This is a genomic window from Streptomyces paradoxus, assembly GCF_014202475.1.
GTDB lineage: Bacteria > Actinomycetota > Actinomycetes > Streptomycetales > Streptomycetaceae > Streptomyces > Streptomyces paradoxus.
Genome location: NZ_JACHGV010000009.1, coordinates 340,558 through 361,395, shown reverse-complemented (window position 1 = coordinate 361,395; position 20,838 = coordinate 340,558). Strand labels below are relative to the sequence as shown.

Here is a 20,838-nt window from a genome sequence, read left to right as displayed (position 1 = left end):
AGGAACCTTTCCGGGAGATGTGCCGGTGGGGCTCACAGCGTCAGCTCCGGGTGCAGCCGGTCCAGCGTCCACACCTGGCGCCGGCGGGCCGCCACGGCGGTCAGCGCCAGGGCGCCCGCGGTGAACGCCGTCAGCACCACGCACGCGTGCCACACCGGTTCGAGACCACCGCCGGTGATGAGCCGCCTCAGTGCCTCGACGACGTAGCTCATCGGCAGGAACGGGTGGAGCGCGTTGAAGAACCCGGGGCTGGTCTGCACGGGGTACGTGCCGCCCGCCGAGGTCAGCTGGAGCATCAGCAGCGCGAGGACCAGGATCCGGCCCGCCGCCCCGAAGCGCGCGTTCAGCCACTGCACGATCGCCGCGAAGCACGCCGTCACCAGGAACAGGAAGCCCACCGTCCCGGCCGCCCGTGCCATCTCCAGGCCGACCGCCCAGTGCAGCACCGACATCAGCGCCACCGTCTGCAGCACCCCGATCGCCACCACCGGCAGCCAGCCCGCCAGCGCGATCCGCCACGCCGGGGCTCCGGCCGCGAGCGCCCGCCGGTTCATGGGCGCGATCAGCATGTACGCCACCATCGCGCCCACCCACAGGGACAGCGGGATGAAGTACGGCGCGAAGCCGGTGCCGTAGTTGGGCGCCTTGTGCAGGTCCTGGGAGGCGAGCCGGACGGGGTCGGCCATGACCTCGGTGCGCCGGTCGCGGTCCTGCTCGTCGTAGTCGGGGATCTTCTCGGCCCCGTCGTGCAGGCCTCCGGCGAGCTTCCCGGAGCCGCCGACGAGCTTGAAGATGCCGCCGTTGAGGTCGTCGGCGCCCGTCTTCAGCTTGCCGACGCCCTTGTCCAGGTCGACGGCACCGGTCTTGGCCGTGCCGATGCCCTTGTGCAGCTTCTTCGCTCCGGCGGCGACCTCGGCCGCACCGTCGTTCAGCTTGTTGATCTTCTTGACGGCGTCGGCGAGGTCCTCGGAGAGGTGCGGTGCCCGGTCGGCGAGGGCCTGGGACTGCTTCTGGAGGGTGGCGAGGTTCTTGTCGAGCTTGTCCAGGTCGCCGTCCTGGTCCGCGATCAGCGTGTTGAGGTCGTCCGCGATGAGCGTCACGTCGGCGGCCGCGTCCTTGGCCTTCTTCAGGTCGGAGCAGGCTGCGTCGGGCAGGACGGGATCGTCGCAGCGCCGGGCGTAGACGCCGTTCAGCGTGCCGGACGCCGCGCGGGCGCCCTTGGCGGCGGTCGGGGCCCTCTTCACCAGGGTGTCCAGGTGCTTGCGGATCACCCCGGAGGAGTCGGCGACCAGCTGGGCTGTGTCGCCGATGGTCTTCTCGTTGCCCTTGAGGAACGGGCCGACCTTGTCGGCGGTGCCGTTGACCCGGTCGGCGAGCTTCTGCGTGCCCTCCGCGACCTGCTTCGAGCCGTCCTCCAGGTCGCCCGCGCCGGTGTGGAGCTTCTTCAGGCCCGTGGAGAGCTTGCCGCTGCCGTCCTTGGCGTCCTTCAGGCCGTCGGCGAGGTCCTTGGAGCCCTTCTCGGCCTTGCCGATGCCGCCCTTGAGCCGGTCGGCCCCCTGCGCCGCCTTCACGGTCTTGCCGTGGATGTCCGAGAACGACACGAAGATCTTGTCCAGGAACGACCGGGACGTCTTCGTGGACGCCGCCTGGCGCACCTCGCCGAAGACCGTCCGGGAGATCTGCCCGACGATGTAGTTGTTCGCGTCGTTCGTGTGCACCTGAAGGGCGCCTGTCTCGGGGCTGTTGCCGGAGCTGGAGGCGATCCGCTCGCTGAAGTCGGCGGGCAGGGTGAGCGACAGGTAGTAGCTGCCGTCCTCGACGCCCCTGCGGGCCTCGGCGGCGCTCACCTCGCGCCAGTCGAAGGTCTTGCTGTCGTGCAGGCCCTTCGTGATGTCGTCGCCCGCCGTGATCTTCTTTCCGTCGGCGGTCGCCCCCTTGTCGGCGTTCACCAGCGCCACCGGGATCTTGTCCAGACGGCCGTACGGGTCCCAGAACGACCACAGGTACAGCGCGCCGTACAGCAGCGGCAGCACCAGCAGCGCGACCAGAGCGGCGCGCGGCAGCTTCCCCCGCCCGAAGCGGCGCAGCTCAAGCGCGGCCAGTTTCGGTGAGCGCATCGGCCTTCTCCTCTCCTTGGTCGGCCCGACCGGCCCGGTCGGCTTCCTGATCGGCCCGGCCGTCCTCGGGGGCCGGCTCTTCGGGGTTCTCGGCGGTGGAGACCTTGACGGCGTCCCCGGGGGCCTCGCTGCACACCGCCACGACCGTCGTCCCGGCATCGGCCAGGGACCTGAGCAGCGCCCAGACCTCCTCGCGCTCACCGTCCGCGAGCTTGAGGTCGGTGTCGTCGATGCCGAGCAGCCGCGGCCCGCCGACCAGGGCGAGCGCCACCGACAGTCGCAGCGCCTCCAGGCGTTCCAGATCCCGTACGGCTGTGCGCGGCCCCTTGGGCAGGGCCTCCAGGTCGAGCCCGGCGGCTTCGAGCGCCTGCTCGACGCGCCGCCCGGCCTCGGCCGCCCGCTCGCTGCGGGGCCGCAGCAGTGCGCGCAAGGAAGCGCCGAACCGCTGCTGGAGCAGTGCCCGCTCCCGCAGGTGCTCACCGACGGTCAGCGCCGGGTCGAGGTCGGTGACCCCCGGGACGTGCGCCAGCGCGCTGATGCCGCGCACCGCCGCCATCTGCTTCGGCAGCCGCGCGTCGCCCACGGCGGCCGTGCCCTCCGCGACCTTCATCCGCCCCGTCAGCGCGAGCAGCAGGCACGTACGGCCGGACCCGGACGGGCCCTCGACCGCGATGAGCGCACCCGGCTCGGCGTCGACGGAGATCCCGCGGACCGCCCATCCCCGTGGCCCCTTGATCCCGAGGCCCTCGGCGGCGATCCGCACCCCTCCCGCCTGTTCCCCCACGAGTCTCCCCTGAATTTGAACTGACTGGTCAGTGCAAAAACTACCCCGAACCTACGAGCGAAGCAAAACGGCAGGTCAGAACGGATTGTCAGTGCCATACCTCACGATGGGTCACATACGGCACTCCGTGACCGGACGCGCCGTCACACAGACGACAGGAGGTTCGTCATGGCCAGCTACCACGCAGCAGCCGCCCGCCGGCGCCGCGCCACCGGCCCTGCCCCCTCACTGACCGGCCCGGCGAGCGACGTGCACCCCGTGCTGCGCCGCGCCACGGCCCCGCCCGCCGCCCTCGACCTGCTCGCCCAGGCCCGCGCCAGCCTCGACGAGGCCACCGCCCTGGAGACACCGAACGAGCGCTACGCCACGGCCCACCTCGCCGCCCTGCGCACCGCCGCCGCGGTACTCGCCGCCCGGGGTCGGCCGGAAACCTCGCCCCGGGCCCGGGCCAAGATCCGGAGCGCCTGGGAAGTGCTCCCCGAGATCGCGCCCGAACTGACCGAGTGGAGCGCGCTGTTCGCCGCGGGCGCCCGGCGCCGGGCCCGGGCCGAGGCCGGCATCCAGGGCGCCGCCACCGGCCGGGACGCCGACGACCTGATACGCGACGTGGCGATGTTCCTGCGCCTCGTCGAGCGGATGCTGGTCCTCCAGCCGGTCCTCCCACAGCCCCGCCCGGACCAGGACCAGCCGGAGGGCCCCGGCCCGGGGAGGGACATGCCGGACGCGGGCTGACCGGGCAGCGGCGGCCGGGGACCGGCACAGCGGCCCTGGACCGGCCGGCGGCCCTGGACCGGCCGGCAGCCCGGGCCCGGTCGGCAGCCCGGGCTGGGAGCGCCTGACCCGAGGTCCGTCCGGCACCGGGTCATCCGGACGCCTCGGCGTAGGCAATAGGGTGGGGGACGCCTGAAGTCTTCCCTCCCCGCCGGCCGGGGCCGGGGAAGACGCCCCGTTCACGCCGCCGCGCAAGAGGCGGTGCCGCGCCGAGGAGTCAACTGCCGTGTCGGACCCGATGCGCCCCCGTGCCTCACTCCGTACCGCCGTGGTCTGGGAGGTCCTCCAGGACGCCCTGGACCGCCGGGTCAAGGCCACGGGTCGGGAGTCGCTGGACGTCCTCGACACCGGAGGCGGCAGCGGTAACTTCGCGGTGCCCGCCGCCCGTCTCGGTCACCGTGTCACCGTCGTCGACCCCAGCCCCAACGCGCTGTTCGCCCTGGAGCGCCGCGCCGCCGAGGCCGGTGTCGCCGAGCGGGTCAAGGGCGTCCAGGGCGACGCCCACGGCCTCTTCGACGTGGCCGAGCGCGGTGGTTACGACGTCGTGCTGTGCCACGGCGTCCTGGAGTATGTGGACGACCCGGCCGAAGGCGTCCGCAACGCGGTTGCGGCCCTGCGCGCGGAGGGCGTCCTCAGCCTGCTCGCCGCCGGCCTCGGCGGTGCCGTGCTGGCCCGCGCCCTCGCCGGGCACTTCAAGGAGGCCCGGCAGGCCCTCGACGACCCGAACGGACGATGGGGCACGGGTGACCCCGTGCCGCGCCGTTTCACCGCCGAGCAGCTCACGGGTCTGGTGGAGGCCGCGGGTCTGCGCGTCGGCGCCGTGCACGGCGTGCGGGTCTTCGCCGACCTCGTGCCCGGCGTCCTCGTGGACACCGAGCCCGGAGCGCTGGAAGCGCTGCTGAAGCTGGAGGAGGCCGCGGCCGAACTCCCCGCCTTCCACTCGGTGGCCACGCAATTGCACGTGCTCGGTGAGACGCGTGGGACCAGTGCGACAGGTGGGGTCGTCGAGACTGATGGGGCTGCCGAGGCCTGAGCCGCTTCGTGAGGTACCGCCGCTGATCAGCGGCTTGGCTGTGCATGGAGTACGCCACAGGCCACCCGAATGGGGGCGGCGCGCCGTATGATCGAGGGAGACCGTTCCGGCATGACGGGTCGGCCGCCGGGGAATGCAAGCCTCAGCGAGCCGGGACGCCCATGGCGGGGTCCGGTTGGTCAATTGGCGCAGAGGGGCGGGTTTCACGGGGGCGATTCCCTGCCTATCCTGAAGGGACCCCCCGGGTCGCCCCGGCGACTGCACGATGAGGAGGACTCCGTGCCGCTCTCGGAGCACGAGCAGCGCATGCTCGAGCAAATGGAGCGAGCGCTGTACGCCGAAGATCCCAAGTTCGCGACAGCGCTTGAGGGAAGCGGGCTGCGCACGTACACCCGGCGACGGGTCTACCAGGCGGTCGCCGGCTTCCTCGTAGGTATCGCGCTCCTCATGGCTGGAATGGTCGCCAAGCAGGTCTGGCTCAGTGTCGTGGGCTTCCTCGTCATGCTGGGCTGTGCGGTGCTCGCCGTCACCGGCTGGCGCAAGGCTCCCAAGCCGGGCGAACAGGCCGGCGGTGCCGCCGGGCCCCAGGCCCGCCGACAGGGCCGGCAGCGCCGCTCCGTGATGGACCGCATCGAGCAGCGCTGGCAGAAGCGCCGCGACGAGCAGGGCGGCCACTAGCCCTCCGCGCAGCCTCTCCAGGCCTACAACCGCATACGCACGTCAGGGGGTGACCACCGACCCGGTGGTCACCCCCTGACGCATGCTTCCGTAGCCGGGCCAGGCCTGCGCGGGGACCGGCCCGCACCGGACACGACACGGCCGGCCCCGGGGACGCGAAGGCCGGCCGGCGCATGCGCGCCGGCCGGCCTGAGCCGCTCGTATCCCTCAGCCCTGCTGCCCCGACGCCTTCCGCCAGGTCGGCCGCATCGCCACGGCGCGCTCCCGGACCCCCGTCCACCAGGCCGACACCGCCCACACCACCCGTGCGGTGGAGCGGGGGGCCACGAGCGCCCGGAGCCGGGCGGGGCGGCCGGCCGCCGCACGGAGGCCCGCCGTCGCACGGCGGACATCGTCCGTCTGGCCCGCCACCGGGCGGGGGTGCGGTGCGTACAGGACCTGCTCCACCGCGTTCGCCACCCGGTGCACCGAGTCCGCCGCCGTCGCGTCGAGTTCGCCCAGCCGGACGATGCGCGCGGCCGCCTTGCGCGGTGTCTGCGAATCGTCCGGCGTGATGCCGAAGTCCCACGCCGAGTCGGTCAGCTCCTGCCAGACGGCCAGCGTGTGCGCCGCCGCGTCCGCCTCGCTGCGGCCGTGTGCCCCGAGCCGTACCGTGCGCGTGCGCAGCCGCCACAGCATCGGTGCCAGGGGGAGTGCGAGGACGGCGAGACCGGCGAGGGCCCACACCAGGAACGCGTACCACTTCGGGCCGTCGTCGTCCGTGGGCAGCGCGGCTGCGGGCGACTCGCTCGCGCAGCCGCCCTCCAGCTTCTTCTGCTCAGGGGTGCAGGACTCGCTCGCCGACGGCGCCGTGGAGGGCGCGCTGGACGTCGTCTCGGACGGCCGCGCCGGGTCCGGCACCGAGTTGTCCGGGCTGTCCGGCAGGGTGTACGACGGGATCGAGCCGCGGTTCGGGGTGGGCTCGAAGCGGGTCCAGCCCACGCCCTCGAAGTACAGCTCCGGCCAGGCGTGCGCGTCGCGCAGCCCCACCGACACCGAGCCGTCCGCCTGCGGGGAGCCGGGCGCGAAGCCCACCGCGACCCGGGCCGGTATGCCCAGGGAGCGGGCCATGGCCGCCATCGCGAAGGAGAAGTGCACGCAGAAGCCCTGCTTGTCCTTGAGGAAGCGGGCGATGGCCTGCGAGCCGCTGCCCACCTGCACCTGCGTGTCGTACTCGAAGCCGCCGGTCACGGCGAACCAGTCCTGGAGCTTGACCGCCTGGTCGTACGGGTTGGCGGCGCCCGCGGTGACCTGGCGGGCGGTGCGGCCCACCACCGACGGCAGCGAGTCGGGCAGCTCGGTGAAGTCGCCCTCGATGTCCGCGGGCGGCGGCCCCGCCGCGGCGAGCTGCTCCGCAGTCGGCTGCATGTCCAGGCTCTTGACCTGGTATGTCAGGCCCCGCGTGTTCTGCCCGTGGTCGCCTACCAGGGTCATGCCCACCGGCTCGTAGCGCCAGTTGCCGCTGATGCGCACCCCGCTCGGCGGGTAGGGCATGGGCAGCCAGTCCTGGGCGTACCAGTCGGCCGCCGTGATCGTGGTGTCGACCTCTTTGCGCTTGACGTCCGGGCTGAGGCCGGCCGGGTCCGGGAAGGTGCCGTCGGGGACGGCGGTGATGGAGCGCCGGGACGGCTTCCACGTGGTGCCGTCGAAGTCGTCCAGGGACACGATCCGCAGATAGAGGTCCGAGACGTCTTCCATCTTCGTCCGCACGGACAGGACCTGCTGGTCCTCGTCCGCGTTCAGGCTGTCCCGCAGCGACACCAGGGGGTTCACGGCGGAGATCGTGCCCCCGCCGCCGGGGCCGCCGCCCGCACCGGCTCCCACGGAGTCCAGCAGGCCGCCGTTCATCGCGGGCAGGCCGAGCGGCACCACCAGGGCGATGCCCAGCGCGACCACACCGATGCGCCGGCCGGTGCGGACCGGGGCGACCGCGCCGCTCGGCTCCGCGCCGGACGTGCGCGGAGCGCCGCCGAAGACCCTGCCCCACTGCGAGAGCCGGTCGCGGCCCTCGGCCAGGAGCAGCATCAGATAGCCGGCCGCCGCCACCAGGAACCACAGCCAGTCGGTGCCGCCGTCGGACAGCCCGGCGGCCACGGAGTACAGCGCGAGCAGGGGCAGCCCGGCCGGGGCGGCGCTGCGGAAGGTCACCGCGAGGGTGTCCACCAGCAGCCCGATGACCAGGACCCCGCCTATGAGCATCAGCCGGATGCCGTCGGACTCCAGGGGAGCCGGGATGGCGTACCGGGCGATGTCGTCGCCGCCCTGCTGGAGCAGGACCGCGAAGCGGTCGAACGCCTGCGGCCCGGGGATCAGCCCTGCCAGGGCCTGCTCACGGGCGAACACGAAGGTCAGCAGCACCACGGTGACCACGGCCTGGGCCGCGACGGTCAGCGGCCGGGCCAGCGGAACCCTGCGGGCAGCGGCACCCACGCCCGACTGCAGGGCCAGCAGGAAGGCCGCCTGCACGATCCAGGTGGCCGGCTTGACCAGGGGCAGCAGGGCGCACGCGGCCATCAGCGTGGCCGCCCAGGCGCCCAGCGTCAGTCGTACCCGCCCGCTCATCCCGGTCCCTCCCCGCCGCTCGCGGCGGCCACGCCCCTGCGCTCCCGGTCGGCCTGCCGCCACACCTCGTCCACCGAGGCGCCCCGCGGCACCCGCAGGGCCGTCCAGCCGGCCTCCCGCAGCATGCGCAACCGGTCTTCGCTCCTGTCCAACGGACCCGGCACGTCGCTCGGTTCCCGCACCCAGCTCTCACTGTCCAGCACGAAGGCGACCGCGCCCGGGCTGCGCTGCCGCATCCGGCCCAGCACCGCCGCCTGGTCCTCGTCCAGGTCGCCGAGGAAGGCCACCAGCAGCCCCTCGTTCCCGCCGCGCAGTACGTCGTAGGCCCGGGACAGGCCCGCGCCGTCGGAGTGGTCGATCACCGCGAGGGTGTCCATCATCAGCCCGGCGGCGTCCGCCGACTCCTGGCTCGCGCCCGCGAAGCCGTCACCGCCCTCACCGGGCACGGCGTTGCCGGTGTCCGTCAGCAGCCGCACGGAGTAGCCCCGTTCGAGCATGTGCACCAGCACGGACGCGGCGCCCGACACGGCCCACTCGAAGGCCGCGTCCGGTCCCGCGCCCTGGTAGGCGATGCCCCGGGTGTCCAGCAGCACCGTGCAGCGGGCGCGCTGCGGCTGCTCCTCGCGGCGCACCATCAGCTCGCCGTAGCGGGCGGTGGAGCGCCAGTGCACGCGGCGCAGGTCGTCGCCGTAGCGGTAGCCGCGCGGGATCACGTCGTCCTCGCCGGCCAGCGCGAGTGAACGCTGCCGGCCGTCGCCGTACCCCTTGGCCTCACCGCTGAGGCGCACCGGCGCCAGCGGCTCCACGCGCGGGATGACCGTGAGGGTGTCGTACGTCGAGAAGGACCGGGTCAGCTCGCACATGCCGAACGGGTCGGTCAGGCGCAGCTGGAGCGGGCCCAGCGGGTACCGGCCGCGCAGGTCGGAGCGCACCCGGTAGGAGACCTCGCGCCGGCCGCCCGCCTCGACCCGGTCGAGCACGAAGCGGGGCCGGGGGCCGAGCACGTACGGCACCCGGTCCTGGAGCATCAGCAGGCCCGTGGGCAGCCGCGAGACGTTGTCCATCCGCAGGTGGACCCGGGCCTCGCTGCCCGCGGGCACGCGCGCGGGGGAGAGCCGGCGGCTGCCCGCGACCCGGTAGCGCGTGCGGTACAGCACCGCCGCGCACACCAGCGGCAGCACGGCCAGCAGCAGACCCACACGCAGCAGATCCGCCTGCCCGAGCACGTACGAGCAGACCGCCGCCGCGACACCGGCGGCCAGGAAGGAGCGTCCGCGGGTGGTCAGACCGGCCAGGGCGGTGCGGATGCCGCCCTTCTCGCCCCGGTCGGCTTCCGCGTGCCCCGTCCCCGCGGTGCTCATCACAGCCTCCGCGGCGGCTGCTGGGGATAGGCCGGCGCCGTACGGTCGAGGCCGCCGAAGCCGCTCTGCTGCTGCGGCGCCGCGGTCGGCACCGGGGTGCGCTGCAGGATCTCGTCGACGACCTGCTCGGCGGTGCGCCGGTTGAGCTGGGCCTGGGCGGTGGGCAGCAGCCGGTGGGCCAGGACGGCGCCGGCGAGGGCCTGCACGTCGTCCGGCAGCGCGTACTCCCGGCCGCTGAGGGCAGCGGACGCCTTCGCCGCGCGCAGCAGGTGCAGCGTCGCGCGCGGGGAGGCGCCGAGTCTCAGGTCGGGGTGCGTGCGCGTGGCGCCGACCAGGTCGACCGCGTAGCGCCGGACCGGCTCGGCGACGTGCACGCCGCGCACCGCCTCGATCAGCTTGAGGATCTCGTGCGCGTGGGCCACGGGCTGGAGGTCCTCCAGCGGCGAGACGCCGCCGTGCACGTCCAGCATCTGCAGCTCGGCCTCCGCGCTCGGGTAGCCGACCGACACCCGGGCCATGAAGCGGTCGCGCTGGGCCTCCGGCAGCGGGTAGGTGCCCTCCATCTCGACCGGGTTCTGCGTCGCCACCACCATGAAGGGGCTGGGCAGCTCGTAGGTCTTGCCGTCGATGGTGACCTGGCGCTCCTCCATCGACTCCAGGAGCGCGGACTGCGTCTTGGGCGAGGCGCGGTTGATCTCGTCGCCGATCACCACCTGCGCGAAGATCGCGCCCGGCTTGAACTCGAAGTCACGGCGCTGCTGGTCCCAGATGGACACACCGGTGATGTCCGACGGCAGCAGGTCCGGCGTGAACTGGATGCGCCGCACCGAGCAGTCGATGGACCGCGCCAGCGCCTTGGCCAGCATCGTCTTGCCGACACCCGGGACGTCCTCGATCAGCAGATGTCCCTCGGCGAGCAGTACGGTCAGCGAGAGCCGTACGACCTCGGGCTTGCCCTCGATCACGCCTTCCACCGACTCCCGCACGCGCTCCACCACGGCGGTCAGATCAGTGAGGCTCGCTCGATCGTCATAGGTCGTCACCCGGCCCTCCTCGGCCTTTCCCGTGCTCCCAAGGAGCACGGGATACCCCATTTTCCCGGGCCGACGCCGCATGACGCGGGCCGGCCCACCCCGAACCACGGACACCACGCGTGAAAAGTTCCGCGTGACGCCACCCCCGCATTCTTGCTGCCGTTACCGTTTCGTGTCACTCGACTGTGGACAACTGGCCGCGATATGTCGGTCTTGCGACCATTCGAACGCGTGACTGACAGGCTTTCGACAGCTACAGCAGGTGGTCTTCCGGGGCGGGGGCCCACGGCGCCCAGGCCTGCGAGCCGGGTCAGGAGGCCGGGTCGACCTCGCGCAGCAGGCCGGTCTTCACGTCGAACACGAATCCGCGCACGTCGTCGGTGTGCGGCACGAACGGCGAGGTCCGCACGCGCTGCATCGACTGCCGCACGTCCTGGTCGACGTCCCGGAAGGACTCCACCGCCCACGCCGGGCGCTGGCCGACCTCCGCCTCCAGCTCGTTGCGGAAGTCCTCGGTGAGACTCTCCAGACCGCAGCCGGTGTGATGGATGAGCACCACGCTGCGGGTCCCCAGCTTGCGCTGGCTGATGGTGAGAGAGCGGATCACGTCGTCGGTGACGACGCCGCCCGCGTTGCGGATCGTGTGGCAGTCGCCCAGCTCCAGACCGAGCGCGGCGTGCAGGTCGAGACGGGCGTCCATGCAGGCCACGACGGCGACCTGCAGCACGGGTCGGGCGTCCATCCCGGGGTCCGTGAAGGCGTCGGCGTACCGGGCGTTCGCCTCGACGAGGCGGTCGGTGACCGTGCCGCCGGCCGCTATGGCGCTCTCCGAACCTGTGGGAACCGATGCAGAAGTCGTCATAGGTATGACGTTACTGGTCACACCCCGTCCGGGCCTCCTGTGGAAGTGGACAAAGAATGCCGCCGAGGGGCGGTTGTGAGGTAACCCACAAGGGTGGCGACCCGGTCTCCGTGCGAACGGCGGCGACGCGCAGGCCGGTTGATTGACCGGGCCACGGGGTGGACTAAAGTGACGCGAAGGGGGAGGCGAGACTCTCCCCGCTGGACTGATTTCTTCGGAGACCCCGGCGACCGGAGATCTCCCCGCGTGCGCGGCGCGTACGTACGGCTCGGCCTCCTCCCGCTCCCGGCCGGCTGGCTTCCGGCGCCGGCGGGCCGCCCCTTCACCGGGGTCCCCCAGCGAAGCTGGGAACGGGCGGGGACCCGGCGGTGCGTACGGCCGCGCCGGATCTGAGAGGGCCCCTTGAGCGAGAGTCGACACGTCCCGGTGATGCTCCAGCGGTGCCTGGACCTGCTGGCACCCGCCCTGGAGGGCCCGGACGCGGTGGTCGTCGACTGCACCCTCGGCCTCGGCGGGCACAGCGAGGCACTCCTGGAGCGGTTCCCCGACGTCCGGCTCGTCGCCCTCGACCGCGACAAGGAGGCCCTGCGCCTGTCCGGCGAGCGCCTCGCCCCCTACGGTGAGCGCGCCACCCTGGTCCACGCCGTCTACGACGAACTCCCCGAGGTGCTCGACCGGCTCGGCATCGCGCGCGTGCAGGGCGTCCTGTTCGACCTGGGCGTCTCCTCCATGCAGCTCGACGAGGCCGGCCGCGGTTTCGCCTACGCCCAGGACGCCCCTCTCGACATGCGCATGGACCAGACGACCGGCGTCAGCGCCGCCGAGGTCCTCAACACCTACCCGCCGGGCGAGCTGGTGCGCATCCTGCGGGCCTACGGCGAGGAGAAGCAGGCCAAGCGGATCGTCAGCGCGATCGTGCGCGAGCGGGCGAAGGAGCCGTTCAGCACCAGCGCGCGGCTGGTCGAGCTGATCCGCGACGCCCTGCCACAGGCCGCCAAGCGCACCGGCGGCAACCCGGCCAAGCGCACCTTCCAGGCCCTGCGCATCGAGGTCAACGGCGAGCTCTCCGTCCTGGAGCGGGCGATCCCGGCCGCCGTGAAGGCGCTCGACGTGGGCGGGCGGATCGCCGTGCTGTCGTACCACTCGCTGGAGGACCGGCTGGTCAAGCAGGTCTTCGCGGCGGGCGCCGCCACCACCGCCCCGCCCGGACTGCCCGTCGTCCCCGAGCGCTACCAGCCACGGCTCAAGCTGCTCACCCGCGGTGCCGAACTCCCCACCGAGGAGGAGATCGCCGAGAACCGGCGGGCGGCACCGGCGCGGCTGCGCGGGGCCCAGCGCATCAGGGAGGACGTCGAGTGAGGCGTGTGCAGGCCGGACCGAGGGAGCGTGCGTGAGCGGCAAACCCGAACTGAAGGGGAGGGCGGCCCGGCTCGCGCGGCTCCTCCCGACCGGCCCCGGGCAGGCGGCCCGCACGCCCTTCGTCCTCCTGGTCGTCCTCCTCCTCGGCGGCGGTCTCATTGCCCTCCTGGTGCTGAACTCGGCCCTCAGTGAGGGCGCGTTCAAGCTCGACGACCTCCAGCGCGGGACCAAGAACCTCACCGACGAGGAGCAGGCCCTCCAGCGGGACATCGACGCCTACTCCGCTCCCGACGCCCTGCAGCGCCGCGCCCGCGAGCTCGGCATGGTGCCCGGCGGCGACCCCGCCTTCCTCGCTCCCGACGGCACCGTCAAGGGCGTACCCGGCGCCGCCCCGGGCGCCGGGCGGTCCTCCGCGCAGACCCCCCGGGTCCTCGCCCCGGAGGCCATGACCGACGGCCCTACTCCGACCCCCGGCAGGTGACGGAAGTGTCCGACAGGGAACCGCCACGCCGTCGCGTGCCCGGCCCCGCCAGGCCCGCCCGCCCCGACGCCCGGCGCCGCCCCGGCCCCGGTGCCCGTCCGGCCCGGAGGCCCGGGCAGGGCCGCCCGGCGGCGCCCAAGCCGCTGCGTCTGGGCAGCCCCCGCCCCCGCCTGCGCCTGGTCGGGCTCGCGCTGACCCTGGTCCTCGGCGCCTTCGTCGTGCGGCTGTTCCAGGTGCAGGCCGTCGACGCGAGCACGTACGCCGCCAAGGCCGAGCAGAACCGGTACGTCGGGCAGGTGCTGGCCGCGGACCGGGGCGAGATCACCGACCGGTCCGGTGTGGCGCTCGCGACCAGCGAGGACGCCTATGACATCACCGCCGACCCCACGATGTTCGCCCCGAAGATGCTGAAGATCGGGGACGGCCCCGAACAGGCGGCCGCCCTCCTCGCGCCGATCCTCGGCCAGGAGCAGGAGGACCTGGTCGGGAAGCTGCGCCCGAAGAACAAGGCCCTGCGCTACGTCAAACTGGCCTCCCGGCAGACCCCGCAGGTCTGGAAGCAGATCAAGGACCTCAAGTCGGCGCTCGCCAAGCGGGCGGAGACGGACACGTCCACGCCCAACGTCCTGTCGGGCGTGTTCTCCGTCGCCACCAGCAAGCGCGTGTACCCGGGCGGCGACCTCGCCGCCGGGATACTGGGCTGGGTGAACGGCGAGGGCAAGCCCGGCGGCGGCATCGAGCTGCAGCTGAACAAGCAGCTCGCCGGCAAGGACGGCAAGATCCGCTACGCCCAGTCCGGCGGCCGTCTCGTGCCCACCGCGGGCTCCACCGAGACACCGGCCGTCCCCGGCAGCGACGTCGAGCTCACCATCGACCGCGACATCCAGTGGGCCGCCCAGAACGCCATCAGCGACCAGGTGAAGGAGTCCGCGGCCGACCGCGGCTACGTCATCGTCCAGGACACCCGCACCGGGCAGATCCTGGCCATGGCCAACTCGCCCGGCTTCGACCCGAACGACCTGTCGGACGCGGACCCGGCCGCCCTCGGCAACGCCGCCCTCCAGGACGCCTTCGAGCCCGGCTCCACCGCCAAGGTCATGTCGATGGCGGCCGTCCTCCAGGAGAACGCCGCCACACCGGGGACGCACGTGGTCGTGCCCAACCGGCTGCACCGCGGCGACCGGCTCTTCAAGGACGACATCGACCACCCGACCTGGTACCTGACGCTCAACGGCGTCCTCGCCAAGTCCAGCAACATCGGCACCATCCTCGCCACCGGGCAGCTCGGCAAGACCCAGGCCCAGGCCAACAAGGTCCTCTACGACTACCTGCGCAAGTTCGGCCTCGGCAGCTACACCGGGCTGGGCTTCCCCGGCGAGACCAAGGGCATCCTCGCCCCGCCCGACAAGTGGTCGACCTCGCAGCAGTACACGATCCCTTTCGGCCAGGGCGTCTCCATCAACGCCATGCAGGCCGCCTCCGTGTACTCGACCATCGCCAACGGCGGGGTCCGCATCGAACCCACCCTCGTGCGCGGCACCAAGGGACCCGACGGGCGCTTCACACCTGCCCCGAAACCCGCCGAGAACCGGGTTGTCAGCGCCAAGACGGCGAAGACGCTCGCCCGGATGCTGGAGTCCGTCGTGGACGACGAGGAGGGCACCGGCACCAAGGCGCGCATCCCCGGCTACCGCGTCGCGGGCAAGACGGGTACCGCCAACCGCGTGGATCCGGCCACCGGCAAGTACCACGGCTACACCTCGTCGTTCGCGGGGTTCGCGCCCGCCGACAAGCCCCGCGTCACCGTCTACTGCGCCATCCAGAACGCCACCCAGGGCAGCTACTTCGGCGGTCAGATCTGCGGACCCGTCTACAAGAAGGTCATGGAGTTCGCACTGAAGTCCCTCCAGGTCCCGCCGACCGGCGCCAAACCCGCGAAGCTGCCCGTCTCCTTCAAGCAGTGATCAGGGCCGACCCGCCCTGATCAGCACTCAGCCCCACCGAGCCACCAGGACCGCCTCCGTGACAACGATCACCCCCCAGCCCGGGAATCAGAGCAGCCCCAGCCCCTCACTTCGCCCGGAGGCGGGTACGCCCGGTACGCTCACCGCCGTGCCACACGCTGATCAGTCCCAAACCACCCAGAAGGGCCATCCCGTGACATACCCCGGGCCGCCCAGGCCGGCGCAGGTCTCCGCCACACCCCTCGCGGAACTCGCCGGTCAGCTGGGTGCCTCCACGCCGGAGACCGCCGCCGAGGTCACGGGCATCACCCACGACTCGCGCGCCGTACGCCCCGGTGACCTGTACGCCGCCCTCCCGGGGGCCCGGCTGCACGGCGCCGACTTCGTGAACCAGGCCGCGGGCCTGGGCGCCGCCGCCGTGCTGACCGACCCGACGGGCGCCGAGCGCGCCGCCGCGTCCGGACTGCCGGTGCTGGTCGTCGACGACCCGCGCGGGCGGATGGGCGAGCTGGCCGCCACGATCTACGGCCACCCCGGCCGGGACCTGCTCCAGATCGGCATCACCGGCACCTCCGGCAAGACCACCACCGCCTACCTCGTCGAGGGCGGCCTGAGGACGGTCAGGTCCACCGGCCTGATCGGCACGGTCGAGATGCGCATCGGCGACGAGCGCATCAAGTCCGAGCGCACCACCCCCGAAGCCACCGACCTCCAGGCCCTGTTCGCCGTCATGCGCGAACGCGGGGTCGACGCGGTGGCCATGGAGGTCTCCAGTCACGCCCTGGTGCTCGGCCGGGTCGACGGCTGCGTCTTCGACATCGGCGTCTTCACCAACCTCAGCCCGGAGCACATGGAGTTCCACTCCGACATGGAGGACTACTTCCAGGCGAAGGCGCAGCTGTTCACCCCGAAACGGGGCAAACTCGGCGTGGTCAACGTCGACGACGAGTACGGCCGCAGGCTGGCGAAGGAAGCCACCGTCCCGGTCGTCACCTACTCCGCCGAGGGCCACCCCGACGCCGACTGGCGCGCCGAGGACGTCGAGGTCGGCCGGCTCGACTCGACGTTCACCGTCATCGGTCCCAAGGGCGAGCGGATCGCCGCCAAGTCGCCGCTGCCGGGCCCGTTCAACGTGGCCAACACCCTGGCCGCGATCGTCGCCCTCGCCGTCGCCGGCCTCGACCCGCAGGCCGCCGCCGACGGTGTGGCCGCCGTGCCCGGCGTCCCGGGCCGTCTGGAGCGGGTGGACGCGGGGCAGCCCTACCTCGCGGTCGTCGACTACGCCCACAAGACCGACGCCGTCGAGTCCGTGCTGCGCGCCCTGCGCAAGGTCACCGAGGGCAGGCTGCACATCGTCCTCGGCTGCGGCGGCGACCGGGACAAGACCAAGCGCGAGCCCATGGGCGCCGCCGCGGCGCGGCTCGCCGACACCGCCGTACTGACCTCCGACAACCCGCGCGGCGAGGACCCCCTCGCGATCCTCGCCACGATGCTCCAGGGCGCGGCGTCCGTGCCCGCGCACGAGCGCGGCGAGGTGCAGGTCTTCGAGGACCGGGCCGCCGCGATCGCCGCCGCCGTCGCCCGCGCCGAACCCGGCGACACCGTGCTGGTGGCGGGCAAGGGCCACGAGCAGGGCCAGGACATCGCCGGGGTGGTCCGTCCCTTCGACGACCGCCAGGTGCTGCGCGAAGCCATCCAGAAGACCCAGGGGATGAACTTGTGATCGCCCTCTCCCTCGCCGAGATCGCAGAAGTCGTCGGCGGGCAGACGCACGACATACCGGATCCGTCTGTCCAGGTCACCGGCCCGGTCGTCCGGGACTCCCGCGAGGCGGGGCCGGGCAGCCTGTTCGTGGCCTTCGCCGGGGAGCGCGTGGACGGCCACGACTTCGCGGCGGCGGTCGTCGAGGCGGGAGCGGTGGCCGTGCTCGGCACCCGGCCCGTCGGCGTGCCCGCGATCGTCGTGGACGACGTCCAGACCGCCCTCGGCGCTCTCGCCCGGCACGTCGTACGCCGCCTCGGCGCCACCCTCGTCGCCCTCACCGGCTCGGCGGGCAAGACCAGCACCAAGGACCTCATCGCGCAGGTGCTCCGGCGCAAGGCCCCGACGGTGTTCACGCCCGGCTCCCTCAACAACGAGATCGGGCTGCCGCTGACCGCGCTGAGCGCCACCGAGGAGACGAGGTTCCTCGTCCTGGAGATGGGCGCCCGCGGCATCGGGCACATCCGCTACCTCACGGAACTGACCCCTCCGAAGATCGGCCTGGTGCTCAACGTCGGATCCGCCCACATCGGCGAGTTCGGCGGCCGCGAGCAGATCGCCCAGGCCAAGGGCGAACTCGTCGAGTCCCTCCCTGCCGAGGCCGACGGCGGAACGGCCGTCCTCAACGCGGACGACCCTTACGTACGGGCCATGGCCTCCCGTACGAAGGCGAAGGTGCTCCTTTTCGGAGAGTCCGGCGAAGCGGACGTTCGCGCCGAGAACGTGCGACTCACGGACACCGGACAGCCCTCGTTCCGGCTTCACACACCCTCCGGTGCAAGCGATGTGACCATGCGCCTGTACGGTGAGCACCACGTGTCGAACGCGCTCGCCGCGGCCGCCGTCGCCCACGAGTTGGGCATGTCCGCTGACGAGATCGCCGTCGCGCTCTCCGAGGCGGGCTCCCTCTCCCGCTGGCGGATGGAGGTCACCGAGCGCCCGGACGGCGTGACGGTCGTCAACGACGCCTACAACGCGAACCCCGAGTCCATGCGAGCCGCTCTGCGCGCGCTCGCGGCGATGGGCAAGGGGCGTCGTACGTGGGCGGTGCTCGGCAAGATGGCCGAGCTCGGGGACGAGGCTCTCGCCGAGCACGACGCGGTCGGGCGGCTCGCCGTCCGGCTCAACGTCAGCAAGCTCGTCGCGGTCGGTGGCAGGGAAGCCGCCTGGCTGCAACTGGGCGCATATAACGAGGGTTCGTGGGGTGAGGAGTCGGTGCACGTGTCCGACGCACAGGCGGCGGTCGACCTGTTGCGCAGCGAGTTGCGCCCGGGGGACGTCGTACTCGTGAAGGCGTCCCGTTCGGTCGGCCTCGAGAGCGTGGCGCAGGCGCTCGTCGAGACCGGTGCCGAGGGTGAGGTTTCCGCCCGATGATGAAGCAGATCCTGTTCGCAGGAGTCATTGGTCTCTTTCTCACGCTGGTCGGCACCCCGCTGCTGATCAAGCTCCTCGCGCGCAAGGGCTACGGCCAGTACATCCGCGACGACGGCCCGCGCGAGCACGCCAGCAAGCGCGGTACGCCGACCATGGGCGGCATCGCCTTCATCCTGGCGACGGTCGCCGCGTACTTCCTGGCCAAGGTGATCACGGGTTACCTGGACCCGGACGTCGACGCGGCGCCGACCTTCTCGGGCCTGCTGGTGCTCGGCCTGATGGTCGGCATGGGCCTGGTCGGCTTCCTCGACGACTACATCAAGATCGTCAAGCGGCGCTCACTCGGTCTGCGCGCCAAGGCGAAGATGGCCGGCCAGCTGATCGTCGGCATCGGCTTCGCGGTGCTGTCGCTGCAGTTCGCGGACAACCGCGGCAACACCCCGGCCTCCACCAAGCTGTCGTTCATCACGGACTTCGGCTGGACGATCGGCCCCGTGCTCTTCGTGGTCTGGGCGCTGTTCATGATCCTCGCGATGTCGAACGGCGTGAACCTGACCGACGGTCTGGACGGTCTGGCCACCGGCGCCTCCGTGCTCGTCTTCGGCGCCTACACCTTCATCGGTGTCTGGCAGTTCCAGGAGTCCTGCGCCAACGCCCAGACGCTGACCAACCCGGGCGCGTGCTACGAGGTGCGGGACCCCCTCGACCTCGCGGTGGTGGCCTCCGCGCTGATGGGCGCCTGTCTCGGCTTCCTGTGGTGGAACACCTCGCCGGCCAAGATCTTCATGGGTGACACCGGTTCGCTGGCGCTCGGCGGTGTGCTCGCCGGCCTCGCGATCTGCTCCCGCACCGAACTGCTGCTCGCCATCCTCGGCGGCCTGTTCGTCCTGATCACCATGTCCGTGGTGATCCAGGTCGGTTCCTTCCGCCTCACCGGAAAGCGTGTCTTCCGGATGGCGCCACTCCAGCACCACTTCGAACTCAAGGGCTGGTCCGAAGTGCTCGTCGTGGTCCGCTTCTGGATCATCCAGGGCATTTGTGTGATTGTCGGACTTGGCCTCTTCTATGCAGGATGGGCAGCGGACAAGTGACCTCCTCGGAGCCCTTCGACTTCCAGGGCAAGCACGTCACCGTCGCCGGGCTCGGCGTCTCCGGCGTCCCGGCGGCCAAGGCGCTGCACGGCCTCGGCGCGATCGTCACGGTCGTCAACGACGGCGCCGACGAGCGCGCGCGGGCGCAGGCGGCCGACCTGGAGGCGCTCGGCGTCACCGTGCGCCTCGGTGACGGCGACACCCTGCCGGAGGGCACCGAGCTGATCGTCACCGCGCCCGGCTGGAAGCCGGACAAGCCGCTGTTCGCGGCGGCGGAGCAGGCGGGCGTGCCCGTCTGGGGCGACGTCGAACTGGCCTGGCGCCTGCGCGGTCCCGACGCCGCTCCCTGGCTCGCCGTCACCGGCACCAACGGCAAGACCACCACCGTCCAGATGCTGGCATCCATCCTGAAGGCGGCGGGCCTGCGCACGGCCGCCGTCGGCAACATCGGCGTCTCCCTGCTGGACGCGGTGCTCGGCGAGGAGCAGTACGACGTCCTGGCGGTGGAGCTCTCCAGCTACCAGCTGCACTGGGCGCCCTCCCTGCGCGCCCACTCGGCGGCCGTGCTGAACCTCGCCCCCGACCACCTCGACTGGCACGGCTCCATGGAGGCGTACGCCGCCGACAAGGGCCGTATCTACGAGGGCAATCGCGTCGCCTGCGTGTACAACGTGGACGCCACCGACAAGCCGTCCACCGAGGACCTGGTCCGCGAGGCCGACGTCGAGGAGGGCTGCCGGGCCGTCGGCTTCACCCTCGGTACCCCGGCGCCGTCCCAACTCGGCGTCGTGGAGGGCATCCTGGTCGACCGCGCCTTCGTCGAGAACCGGCAGAAGAACGCCCAGGAGCTCGCCGAGGTCGCCGACGTGAACCCGCCGGCCCCGCACAACATCGCCAACGCCCTCGCGGCGGCGGCCCTCGCCCGCGCCTACGGCGTCCCCGCCAGGGCCGTCCGGGACGGTCTGCGGGCCTTCACCCCGGACGCCCACCGCATCGCGCACGTGGCCGACGTGGACGGGGTCGCCTACGTCGACGACTCCAAGGCCACCAACACGCATGCCGCGGAAGCCTCGTTGGCGGCGTACGAGCCGATCGTGTGGATCGCGGGCGGGCTCGCGAAGGGCGCGACCTTCGACGAACTGGTCGCCAAGTCGGCGAAGCGGCTGCGGGGCGCCGTGCTGATCGGCGCGGACCGCGCGCTCATCCGGGAAGCCCTGGCGCGACACGCCCCGCAGGTACCCGTCGTCGACCTCGACCGGAACGACACTGGGGCGATGCGCGCGGCGGTCCGGGAGGCGCGGAAACTCGCTCAGGCGGGCGACACGGTGCTGCTGGCTCCGGCCTGTGCCTCCATGGACATGTTCGCCAACTACAACAAGCGCGGGGACGCTTTCGCGGACGCCGTCCGTGAGCTCGGCTCCGCCGACGGCTGACCCGGGTCCGCCTCGCCCGGCGGCGGTGCCGGGCGTACCTGGGAGGGACGCGTGACACGGATGTGGCTGGTGCCCGAGCGGCCAGGGGGCGTGCGCCGCACAGCGCCCGCCTCCGGCATGGCAAGGTGAGCCGC

The 20,838-nt window shown here is 72.4% G+C and carries 16 protein-coding genes; 10 read left to right on the top strand and 6 right to left on the bottom strand.

All coding sequences use genetic code 11. From position 1 onward, the window contains the following. Positions 1-32 precede the first annotated feature (32 nt). The gene (locus HNR57_RS28565; protein ID WP_184564335.1) at positions 33-2,117 is read right to left on the bottom strand and encodes a YhgE/Pip domain-containing protein; all 2,085 of its coding nucleotides are present in this window, start codon (positions 2,115-2,117) and stop codon (positions 33-35) included. Beyond that, positions 2,089-2,901, bottom strand: coding sequence for an ATP-binding cassette domain-containing protein (locus HNR57_RS28560; protein ID WP_313675017.1), 813 nt, complete (start codon positions 2,899-2,901; stop codon positions 2,089-2,091). The genes HNR57_RS28565 and HNR57_RS28560 overlap by 29 nt, the downstream gene beginning before the upstream one ends. A 168-nt stretch (positions 2,902-3,069) precedes the next feature. On the opposite strand from HNR57_RS28560, the gene HNR57_RS28555 reads away from it, so the two are divergent. The 3 genes from HNR57_RS28555 (at position 3,070) to HNR57_RS28545 (ending at position 5,383) form a co-directional block, all read left to right on the top strand. Further along, positions 3,070-3,633: an SAV_6107 family HEPN domain-containing protein gene (locus HNR57_RS28555; RefSeq protein WP_184564332.1), complete on the top strand. Its 564-nt coding sequence runs from the start codon at positions 3,070-3,072 to the stop codon at positions 3,631-3,633. A 265-nt stretch (positions 3,634-3,898) separates the two neighbouring features. Beyond that, positions 3,899-4,705 (top strand): methyltransferase, encoded by an 807-nt coding sequence (locus tag HNR57_RS28550; protein ID WP_184564330.1) that lies wholly within the window; start codon positions 3,899-3,901, stop codon positions 4,703-4,705. Positions 4,706-4,984: 279 nt separating this feature from the next. Then, positions 4,985-5,383: an SCO2097 family morphological protein gene (locus HNR57_RS28545; protein ID WP_031108527.1), complete on the top strand. Its 399-nt coding sequence runs from the start codon at positions 4,985-4,987 to the stop codon at positions 5,381-5,383. Positions 5,384-5,590: 207 nt separating this feature from the next. On the opposite strand, the gene HNR57_RS28540 is transcribed toward HNR57_RS28545, so the two are convergent. From HNR57_RS28540 to HNR57_RS28525, 4 genes are all read right to left on the bottom strand, one after another. Beyond that, positions 5,591-7,984 (bottom strand): transglutaminase TgpA family protein, encoded by a 2,394-nt coding sequence (locus HNR57_RS28540; protein WP_184564328.1) that lies wholly within the window; start codon positions 7,982-7,984, stop codon positions 5,591-5,593. Next, on the bottom strand, positions 7,981-9,345 hold the full coding sequence (locus tag HNR57_RS28535; protein ID WP_184564326.1) for a DUF58 domain-containing protein: 1,365 nt from the start codon (positions 9,343-9,345) through the stop codon (positions 7,981-7,983). The genes HNR57_RS28540 and HNR57_RS28535 overlap by 4 nt, the downstream gene beginning before the upstream one ends. Next, the gene (locus HNR57_RS28530; protein ID WP_184564324.1) at positions 9,345-10,388 is read right to left on the bottom strand and encodes an AAA family ATPase; all 1,044 of its coding nucleotides are present in this window, start codon (positions 10,386-10,388) and stop codon (positions 9,345-9,347) included. Before HNR57_RS28530 ends, HNR57_RS28535 begins: the two co-directional genes overlap by 1 nt. 301 nt (positions 10,389-10,689) lie before the next feature. Further along, positions 10,690-11,241, bottom strand: a complete 552-nt coding sequence (locus HNR57_RS28525) for a beta-class carbonic anhydrase (protein ID WP_184564323.1) — start codon at positions 11,239-11,241, stop codon at positions 10,690-10,692. Between the two features lie 402 nt (positions 11,242-11,643). Between HNR57_RS28525 and rsmH the strand changes: the two genes are divergently transcribed. The 7 genes from rsmH (at position 11,644) to murD (ending at position 20,704) form a co-directional block, all read left to right on the top strand. After that, the gene (gene rsmH / locus HNR57_RS28520) at positions 11,644-12,600 is read left to right on the top strand and encodes a 16S rRNA (cytosine(1402)-N(4))-methyltransferase RsmH (RefSeq protein WP_184564321.1); all 957 of its coding nucleotides are present in this window, start codon (positions 11,644-11,646) and stop codon (positions 12,598-12,600) included. A gap of 31 nt (positions 12,601-12,631) precedes the next feature. Continuing rightward, positions 12,632-13,081, top strand: a complete 450-nt coding sequence (gene ftsL, locus HNR57_RS28515) for a cell division protein FtsL (RefSeq protein ID WP_184564319.1) — start codon at positions 12,632-12,634, stop codon at positions 13,079-13,081. Positions 13,082-13,086: 5 nt separating this feature from the next. After that, positions 13,087-15,045, top strand: a complete 1,959-nt coding sequence (locus HNR57_RS28510) for a peptidoglycan D,D-transpeptidase FtsI family protein (protein ID WP_313675012.1) — start codon at positions 13,087-13,089, stop codon at positions 15,043-15,045. 193 nt (positions 15,046-15,238) lie between these two features. Further along, positions 15,239-16,768: a UDP-N-acetylmuramoyl-L-alanyl-D-glutamate--2,6-diaminopimelate ligase gene (locus tag HNR57_RS28505; RefSeq protein WP_184564315.1), complete on the top strand. Its 1,530-nt coding sequence runs from the start codon at positions 15,239-15,241 to the stop codon at positions 16,766-16,768. Continuing rightward, on the top strand, positions 16,765-18,180 hold the full coding sequence (locus tag HNR57_RS28500) for a UDP-N-acetylmuramoyl-tripeptide--D-alanyl-D-alanine ligase (protein WP_184564313.1): 1,416 nt from the start codon (positions 16,765-16,767) through the stop codon (positions 18,178-18,180). Before HNR57_RS28505 ends, HNR57_RS28500 begins: the two co-directional genes overlap by 4 nt. After that, positions 18,180-19,271, top strand: a complete 1,092-nt coding sequence (gene mraY, locus HNR57_RS28495) for a phospho-N-acetylmuramoyl-pentapeptide-transferase (RefSeq protein WP_010039348.1) — start codon at positions 18,180-18,182, stop codon at positions 19,269-19,271. The genes HNR57_RS28500 and mraY overlap by 1 nt, the downstream gene beginning before the upstream one ends. After that, positions 19,253-20,704, top strand: coding sequence for a UDP-N-acetylmuramoyl-L-alanine--D-glutamate ligase (murD, locus tag HNR57_RS28490; RefSeq protein ID WP_184564311.1), 1,452 nt, complete (start codon positions 19,253-19,255; stop codon positions 20,702-20,704). Before mraY ends, murD begins: the two co-directional genes overlap by 19 nt. Positions 20,705-20,838: the final 134 nt, after the last annotated feature.

Coding starts and splice junctions, on each gene's coding strand:
- mraY (WP_010039348.1), top strand. CDS start 18,180: ATGAAGCAGATCCTGTTCGCAGGAGTCATTGGTCTCTTTCTCACGCTG.
- HNR57_RS28565 (WP_184564335.1), bottom strand. CDS start 2,117: ATGCGCTCACCGAAACTGGCCGCGCTTGAGCTGCGCCGCTTCGGGCGG.
- HNR57_RS28525 (WP_184564323.1), bottom strand. CDS start 11,241: ATGACGACTTCTGCATCGGTTCCCACAGGTTCGGAGAGCGCCATAGCG.
- HNR57_RS28555 (WP_184564332.1), top strand. CDS start 3,070: ATGGCCAGCTACCACGCAGCAGCCGCCCGCCGGCGCCGCGCCACCGGC.
- HNR57_RS28535 (WP_184564326.1), bottom strand. CDS start 9,345: ATGAGCACCGCGGGGACGGGGCACGCGGAAGCCGACCGGGGCGAGAAG.
- HNR57_RS28540 (WP_184564328.1), bottom strand. CDS start 7,984: ATGAGCGGGCGGGTACGACTGACGCTGGGCGCCTGGGCGGCCACGCTG.
- murD (WP_184564311.1), top strand. CDS start 19,253: ATGGGCAGCGGACAAGTGACCTCCTCGGAGCCCTTCGACTTCCAGGGC.